At 41.3% G+C, this 201-nt stretch carries 1 pseudogene; it reads right to left on the reverse strand.

The features are described 5' to 3' along the window. Window positions 1-188, reverse strand: a pseudogene (locus tag LCF57_RS16485) (SAM-dependent methyltransferase); the annotation flags it as partial. Between the last annotated feature and the right edge of the window lie 13 nt (window positions 189-201).

Below are 201 nucleotides of genomic sequence, written 5' to 3' on the forward strand. Positions count from 1 at the left end.
TCCCAATCTCCAGTTCCGATCCCAACATTACATACTTGGATTTCATCAAACATATCGAATGTCTTCTTTACGTAATCCCTTGTCACCAACTGTGTGTGAATGCACTGTGGAGAAGAGTTCCATTCTCCCGCATCCGGACCTTTGAGTTCCAGATAATATTGCAGTAATTTCTCATCATTCATATTCATTGATAATGCCCCC

Source organism: Paenibacillus sp. BJ-4, from assembly GCF_020404765.1.
Classification (GTDB): domain Bacteria; phylum Bacillota; class Bacilli; order Paenibacillales; family Paenibacillaceae; genus Paenibacillus.